Origin of the sequence: Carboxydocella sp. ULO1 (genome assembly GCF_002049255.1) — a bacterium.
Classification (GTDB): Bacteria; Bacillota.
Window position 1 is genome coordinate 1 of record NZ_BDLQ01000062.1, and the last position, 7,194, is coordinate 7,194.

The window sequence follows — 7,194 nt, forward strand, 5'->3', positions numbered from 1 at the left end:
CTGACCGGAAAAATCCACCGGGAAGCCCAGCAGATTGACCACCCGGATGTTGCCCCCGCCGATGGAGGAGGCGACCAGATCCACCACCTTACCGCTTTGTCCCCGCACTATCACCTTGACGGTATTGGGGTGCACATCCCCCAGATCGGTTTTGTGGAAGGCCAGCTTGATTTTTGCCTCTTCTGCAAGCTCCAGGGACTGGCGAATTCGCTCATCGGCAGTGTCAAAGCCCAGCAGGCCACCCACCAGGGCCCGGTCGGTGCCATGGCCCAGATAGGTTTCGGCAAAGGAGCCGTGCAGGTAAAAATCCGCCTTAACGGGCGGTTCGCCCAGAATAATCCCGGCCAGGCGTCCAATCCGGGCCGCTCCGGCGGTATGAGAACTGGAAGGCCCGATCATGACCGGGCCCAGTATATCGAAAATGTTCATCCTTGTTCCTCCCACGTAAAATTCCCCATTTGTAGTTTACCCCAGGAAGACAGCAGAGGCAAGAAAAAAGCCAGGAAACCCTGGCTAGCGAGTAAACTTCACATTGATCTGGGCAGAGGCCTTGTTACCAGCACTATCATAAGCCACTGCTTTCAGTGTGGCTTTCCCGCCGGGATATTTGCTCGTATCCAGCGTAAAGTCAAAAGGAGCTTCCAGTTTGACCCCGGCCAGCTGGTCCCTGACATACAACTCCACTTTGGCTACAGCCACATTATCCGTAGCACTAACCTTCACTACTACAGTCCCTTTCAGAGAACTATTGGCAGCAGGTACCAGAAAACTTACTTTGGGCGGAGTGGTATCAGGTGCCGAACCAGGAGCTGGCTGAGTGTTTTGAATGTAGAAGGTAGTAGTTTTGCTCTCGCCAGAGGAAATGGCAGTATAAGGTTTGGCTTTCAAAGTATGAAGACCATTACTGTAACGGGTCGTATCCAGGTTGATAGTATAAGGAGTTCCGGTTGCTGTCCCAATCAACGCTCCATCCAGGTAGAATTCTACCCTGGTAATTGTCTGCTGACTGTCAGCATAGGCAGTTACTTGAATAGTCCCGGAAACAGTCTGCCCTTCAGCAGGGTGAATAACATTTGCTACCGGCTCACTGTCATGACAGGTATAGCACTCGGGGGTGCTATTGGCAGAACCATACCAGCTTCCCGGCGCTGGTACCCGGGGATTAACCGGCAGGTCATAAAATTCCGGCTCCCGTAAGAGCAGGTAGAACACACCTGTACCCCCCAGAAAATCTGCCCCGTATAAATTAGCTTTCGGCCAGCGGGAAAGCACTTCCCCCAGTCGGGTTCTGGCCTGGTTTACCAGTTCATCCCAAACCCCAAATGTGATGGCCCCGGTAGGACAGGCGGTGGCACAGGCCGGTTTCAGATTATTGGTAATGCGGTCATAACAGAGCCAGCAACTGTAGCTCTTTTTATCGCTGCCGATTTTGGGCACGCCAAAGGGACATTTTACCACACAATAGGCACAACCGCGACAACCCCCCTGCCGGTAAACTGCGCCTTCAGGCATCTGCTTGCGCGCCTTATGGGGACACACCCGGACACAGGTGGGTTCACCACAATGCAGACATTGATGTTTACGAAAATGCCACTCCAGCTTGCCATTTTCTTCAATTTCTTTCATTTTGACAATGGTATAGGTGCGGGGCAAAGTATCCCGGTGAGTCTGATAGCTGCCACTAAAGCCCTCAATTTCCGCCGGCAAATTGTTCCATTGCTTGCAGGCAGTCTGGCAACCACGGCAACCCAGGCATTTGCTCAAATCGATGAATTTTCCCATTCTGGCCATGGTTACACCACCTTCCTGATGTTAACCAGAAATGCTTTATATTCCGGGATCATGGTGTTGGCATCACCTATATTCGGCGTGAGCACATTGGCCATTTCCCCGGTTACAACGCCCTGGTGGCCCCAGTGCCAGGGCAGGCCAATTTGTTCTATCAACTGACCATTTACCGGCAAGGGCTTGACCCTTTTTGTAACCAGCGCCCTGGCCTTGATCTCTCCCCTGGCGGAAGAGACAATCACCCAGTCTCCATTAGCGATTCCCCTGGACGCTGCCAGAGTTTCACTGATTTCTACGAACATCTCCGGCATCAGCTCCGCCTGCCAGGGTAAGTTGCGGGTCATGGCCCCGGTTTGCCAGTGTTCCGACACCCGGTAGGTAGTGGCAACAAAGGGATAGGCACTGGATGTCCCCCTGGCATTTAAAGCAGTGGTCAGAGGTTTAAGTACCGGATTGGTTTGTACTGAAGAAAACTGGTTGGCTACCGGACTTTCATAGGGTTCATAATGCTCGGGGAATGGCCCGTCTTTCAGTTTGCCAAACAAAGCTCCTACCCCATCCGGTAACATGATAAAGGGCTTGTTGCCTCCTGCAGCTGTCGGGCTCAGACTGGCATTGAAGTCAGGCACGTCTTTGCCGGTCCAGCGCAGGCCATCCCACCAGATTACGGCTTTATCGGCATGCCAGGGCTGGCCCTGTGGATCCGCGGCTGCCCGGTTATACAAAATGCGCCGATTGGCAGGCCAGGCATAACCCCAGCCCGGGTAGCTGCCTATGCCGCTATCATCCACATTGTTTCTGTTCTGGCTCTTGTTTCCTGTTGCCGTATAGAAACCGGAATAAATCCAGATCCCGCAGGCGGTAGAGCCATCGGCCTGGAGCTGACTGAACCCGCTGACCGGCATTCCGTCCGCCACAGTATAGCCGTTCATTTCCAGCCGCACCTGATTCAGGTCCGGTTCCCCGGCAGCACCATAAGGCCAGTATAGTTGTCGAATGGGCTCATCTTTAGCCTGCAGGCTGGTAGCATAGAGGCCTTTTAGTTTTAAACAGAGGTTATGCACGATCCAGGCATCATTTTGGGCCTGCCCCGGGGGATTTAAAGCTTGCCAGCGGTATTGCAGCCAGCGCCCGGAATTGGTGATGCAGCCTGATTTTTCAATCGCCGCTGCTACCGGCAAGATAAAGACTTCAGTATTGATTTCTGCTGGATTTACCCCCGGAGCTTTCCAGAAAGCAGCAGTTTCCGTTTCCCACAAATCCGCTACCACCAGCCATTGCAGTTTGGCCAGGGCTCTGGCAGTTTTCCCGGCATTAGGCCCTGATACCAGCGGATTCTGTCCAAAACAAAGCAGGCCTTTGATGGTGCCCTCATATATGTCTTCAAAGAGGTTGATATAGGAATAGTTTTTGGCTGCATTTCGCTTCGGCAAATAATGATAAGCAAAGTCCTTCTCCGCAACCGCTGCTGGGCCATACCAGGCTTTGAGCAAACTGACCATAAACCTGGGTTTATTCACCCAGTACCCCTGCGCCGGAGTTTCATTTTTGTTGTATTCAGTGAGGTTCTGGTGTTTAAGACTGCTGGTGGGGGAGGCCAGATAGCCCGGCAAACTGTCATAGAGCAAGCCCAGATCAGTAGAGCCCTGAACATTGGATTCACCCCGCAGAGCATTGATGCCTCCCCCCGGCTTACCGATATTCCCCAGCAACAGCTGTAAAATGGCATAGGAACGGACATTTTGTGAGCCTACACTGTGCTGGGTTGCCCCCATGGCATACAGAATGGTCCCCGTCTTATCCCGGGCCCCCGTGGCGGCAAAAAGGGAAGCCACCTGCAAAAATTCCTCCACCGTCATGCCACAAGTAGCCGCCACCCGTTCCGGAGTATAACGGGAATAATGCTGTTTTAAAAGCTGCCAGACGGTAGCCGGATTGGTCAGGGTAGGATCGGTAAGAATATTGCCAGCGGCATCCCGTTGAAAGCTCCAGCTGTCCTGGTTATAGCTGCGGTTCACCGGGTCATAGCCGCTAAACAGCCCATCCTCAAATTTAAAGCCAGGATTGACCAGATAAGCAGCATTGGTGTAAGCCAGCATATAGTCCCGGTCATAATAGCCTCCGGTAAGAACATAATTGATCAACCCGCCCATAAAGGCGATATCCGTCCCAGGCCGCAGTTTTATGTAAATATCAGCCTGGGCTGAAGTTCGGTTGAAACGAGGATCAACATGAATTATTTTAGCTCCCCGTTTTCTCCGGGCTTCATTTAGCCATTTGAAGGCGATCGGATGGTTTTCCGCTGCATTACTGCCGATTATCAGAGCACAGTCGGTATTTTGCAAATCAATCCAGTGATTGGTCATAGCCCCACGGCCATAAGTTGTTGCCAGACCGGCAACAGTTGAGCTATGTCAAACCCGGGCCTGATGTTCTAAATAAACTACCCCAAGCCCCCGCATGAATTTGGTGAGCAGATAGGCTTCTTCATTATCCAGGGCCGCTCCCCCCAGACAGGCAATGGCTTCAGTCCGGTTCACCGTCAGGCCATTTTCCATTTCTATAAAAGTCTCATCCCTCAGGGTTTTTATCCGACTGGCAATAGTGTCCAGCATCCAGTTCCAGTCTTTGGCCACCCAGGCATTGCTCCCCGGGGCCCGATAAAGGGGAGTGGTAATTCTGCGGCTATTTTCCCTGATTTGAAAAGAGGCTGCTCCTTTGCTGCAAACAGACCCCCGGTTAATGGGATGGTCAGGATCTCCTTCAATGTTAATCAGTGCTGGTACACCGTCTTTTATTTTGGTATGAACCAGCAGCCCGCAGCCAACTGAACAAAAGGAACAAATGGTTGGCGTAGCAACAGCATCAGTCAATTTGATGCTAATGGCGCTAGCGGTATCCGGTTGCAGAAACTCCAAACCGGAAATTAAAGTGGCCGCTGTCGAAACCCCGATTAGTTGCAAAAATCTCCTGCGGCTGATTAACATATTTTTCTCCCCTCCAAGCCGGTGATTTTCTCAGCCAGACCGGTATATCCCCTGGTTTGTGCCAGCACATCCAGATGGGACAACAGATGCCGCACTAACAACAGGTCTGGCAGTTCTTTCATAGCTGCACAGTGTCTTAAATCCAGGGTTTTTATATAAGTCTTACATTGCTGGCAATAGTGAATTTGTTGTTCTGGTGCATTATTGACAAAAAAATAGCCTAAATGTTGATGGTCGGTTGTGCCACAAGCGGGACATTTCAGCCTGGGAGCGGGCCAGCGCACCTCACAATAGCTGCAGGCCAGATATTTCTTCCCGTCGGCTGCCTCTAAAATGGCCAGATCAGCGCTGCAATTACAAACCGGGCACTTATGGTCTTTAGCAGTAGTTGTTTTTCTGCCTTTGGCCAGATACCAGGGCCGTAAAGTCCATTCGATCCAGTTGCCGATTAGCTCAGTCGGGATATGGTCAGGAGTCTCTGTCTTCAGAAGAGATCTATAGACTTCCTCACCCCTTTCCAGCAGATGTGCAATGATTTCAGCATGTTTTTTGTCCGTTTTTAGCAACAGCCGCCCCACTTTTTGCCAAAAAATGATAAATTCTTCCCCAGATAGCTGTTCACTTTGAATAACAGCAGCCTGCTTTGCCTGTAAAGCCACAAGCTCTTGCATGAACTCTTTTCCTGTATGTGAAATAAGGCTGAACAATTTTCTTCCCTCCCCTTTTCTAAGAGATTGATTTTCATTCTCATTATCTCTGGATTTTAAAGTTTTGTCAAGACAAAAATAAAACTGTCGTACGTCTGTGATATTGTTATATTGTAACGCTTCTGATAAAATGTCACTATGGAACAGGAGAGAATCACTATGGCAAAAAAAAATTGAAGCGTTACATGGTAATTATGAAACATATCCAAGGACTTATCACAGCTAACGAAGCTGCAATCGAACTGAATTTAAGTACTCGCCAGGTTTTTCGCCTTAAAAAAAGAATCTTGGAGGAGGGAGAAACCGGAATTATCCATAAAAACCGCGGGCGAAAACCGGCACATGCTTTATCAAATGAGCTGCGAAATACTATCCAGAACATTCTCAAAAGCGAACGCTACCGCAACTGCAATGATCATCATTTAGCCCAATTACTAGCCGAGCATGAGGGGATTACTGTCAGCCCCTCTACTATTCGCAGAATTCGTTGCGAATCCAATCTTCCACCTAAGAAAAAGACGTCCTCCTAAAGCTCATCGCCCAAGGAACAGAAAAACTCAGGCAGGTATGTTGGTCCAAATAGATGGTAGCTTTCATCCTTGGCTTGAAGACCGGTCTGCACCTTTCACTCTAATTGCAGCTATTGACGATGCTACTGGAGAAATTGTCTCAGCAGTTTTTCGCCCACGTGAGGATACGGAAGTGCAGGATTGGTATAACCCATATTAAAGCCCTTTCTCCTCAAGCCTAGGAAAAATCGAACGCCTCTTTGGCACACTACAAGATTGCTGGATGGTAGAATTGCGACTTCATAATATCAACTCTATTGAAGAAGCAAACAGGTTCTCCCAGAACTAATCAGGAGGCATAACCAGTTTTTTACAGTCCAACCTCTGATCCGGAAAGTGCATTTGTTCATTTAGGCGAAGGACAATCTCTTGAATATATCCTGTGCTACTGCGAAAGGCGCACTGTCCACCAAGGCGAAACAATATCATACAAAGGCAAAATTTATAAAATTGTAACGAATAGCTCAAAACAAACTATCCCAGTTAAAACGCGAGTCGAAGTTCGCGAAACTCTAAGCGGAGAGCTTTTTGTCTTATGCAAAGGACAAAGATTCTTACTGGAAGAAGTTCAAAAGCCCATTCGTCAAGAAACTCCTTTAAAAATGCTTTTTGTGATGTACCCTTTTTCAGAATGAAAATTGCTAAAAATATTATAAATAAATTTTTTAAACATTATCATTCAGTTGTTTAGCAAGGATAACGCTATCTCTCTTTTTTTAAATCCTAAAAAAGGGCGCACTAATCCCACTAGCCCTAAAATGACTTCTTAATCATCCGGCCTGTAACTTTTTGCCCATATTAGAGATGCTTTTCTTCTCCTTTTTAAGCTACTAGGCTCCGCATCTTCTCTGCCTGATTTTCCCGAATTCGCCCTATCGCCATTGCTAGCATAACACACAGGGCCAGTCCACACCGCAGCTTCATTTTGGCCATGCCCCGAATGGTATGCAGTTCGAATCCAAAGGATACATCGAGTCTGCTATTTACCCGTTCTACTGCTGTGCGTTTTTTATATTCTTTTTCCCACTTATAACTTGCCCGGTCGATCGGCGTGAATATCCGTCGGTTTTCCGCTAGCGGTATACGTATTCCCTGACTAACTGAACACTGTTCCATTCCCTGACACTTGATTCCGTATCGCTT

The 7,194-nt window shown here is 49.0% G+C and carries 5 protein-coding genes and 1 pseudogene; 1 reads left to right on the plus strand and 5 read right to left on the minus strand.

Features of this window, described 5'->3' with window-relative positions; translation table 11 throughout:
• The 4 genes from sdaAB to fdhE all read right to left on the minus strand — a co-directional run.
• A partial coding sequence (gene sdaAB / locus ULO1_RS09095) for an L-serine ammonia-lyase, iron-sulfur-dependent subunit beta (protein ID WP_079933426.1) occupies positions 1-429 on the minus strand: 429 nt, incomplete at its 3' end.
• An 84-nt stretch (positions 430-513) separates the two neighbouring features.
• A complete protein-coding gene (locus ULO1_RS09100; RefSeq protein WP_079933427.1) occupies positions 514-1,791 on the minus strand; it encodes an Ig-like domain-containing protein in 1,278 nt (425 codons plus the stop codon).
• 2 nt (positions 1,792-1,793) lie between these two features.
• Positions 1,794-4,775, minus strand: a complete 2,982-nt coding sequence (gene fdnG, locus ULO1_RS09105) for a formate dehydrogenase-N subunit alpha (protein ID WP_079933428.1) — start codon at positions 4,773-4,775, stop codon at positions 1,794-1,796.
• Positions 4,769-5,446 (minus strand): formate dehydrogenase accessory protein FdhE, encoded by a 678-nt coding sequence (fdhE, locus tag ULO1_RS09110; protein WP_143325441.1) that lies wholly within the window; start codon positions 5,444-5,446, stop codon positions 4,769-4,771. The genes fdnG and fdhE overlap by 7 nt, the downstream gene beginning before the upstream one ends.
• A gap of 221 nt (positions 5,447-5,667) precedes the next feature.
• Here fdhE and ULO1_RS09115 point away from each other — a divergent pair, with 221 nt between their 5' ends.
• Positions 5,668-6,012, plus strand: coding sequence for a helix-turn-helix domain-containing protein (locus ULO1_RS09115; RefSeq protein WP_079933430.1), 345 nt, complete (start codon positions 5,668-5,670; stop codon positions 6,010-6,012).
• 861 nt (positions 6,013-6,873) lie between these two features.
• Here the strand turns inward: ULO1_RS09115 and ULO1_RS09120 are convergent.
• Positions 6,874-7,194 (minus strand): annotated as a pseudogene (locus ULO1_RS09120) (DDE transposase); the annotation flags it as partial.

What these genes read in the sequence shown, in the direction of transcription:
- ULO1_RS09100 (WP_079933427.1), bottom strand. Translation starts at nt 1,791, where the DNA reads ATGGCCAGAATGGGAAAATTCATCGATTTGAGCAAATGCCTGGGTTGC.
- fdhE (WP_143325441.1), bottom strand. Translation starts at nt 5,446, where the DNA reads ATGCAAGAGCTTGTGGCTTTACAGGCAAAGCAGGCTGCTGTTATTCAA.
- ULO1_RS09115 (WP_079933430.1), top strand. Translation starts at nt 5,668, where the DNA reads ATGGTAATTATGAAACATATCCAAGGACTTATCACAGCTAACGAAGCT.